This is a genomic window from Rahnella sp. Larv3_ips, assembly GCF_003697865.1.
GTDB lineage: Bacteria > Pseudomonadota > Gammaproteobacteria > Enterobacterales > Enterobacteriaceae > Rahnella > Rahnella rivi.
Genome location: NZ_MJIB01000008.1, coordinates 5,686 through 6,063, shown reverse-complemented (window position 1 = coordinate 6,063; position 378 = coordinate 5,686). Strand labels below are relative to the sequence as shown.

At 63.0% G+C, this 378-nt stretch carries 1 pseudogene; it reads left to right on the top strand.

What is annotated here, in order from left to right:
* Window positions 1-378, top strand: a pseudogene (locus ED901_RS13220) (baseplate assembly protein); the annotation flags it as partial.

The window sequence follows — 378 nt, the reverse complement described above, 5'->3', positions numbered from 1 at the left end:
AACTATCGACCTGAGCCAGTTACCCGCCCCCGACGTGGTGGAGGTGCTGGATTATGAAATTCTGCTGGCGGAGCGCAAAGCCACGCTGGTGTCGCTTTACCCCGAAGACCAGCAGGCCGCCATCGCCCGCACGCTGACGCTGGAGTCTGAGCCGATTGTGAAACTGCTGGAGGAAAACGCCTACCGCGAAGTGATCCTGCGTCAGCGGGTTAACGAGGCGGCGCAGGCCGTTATGCTGGCCTACGCCACCGGCGCAGACCTGGACAACATCGCGGCGACGTTCAGCGTACAACGCCTGACGATCACGCCTGCGGATACGGTCAGCGTGCCCGCCGTGGCGGCGGTGATGGAAAGCGATGCGGATTTTCGTATCCGCGC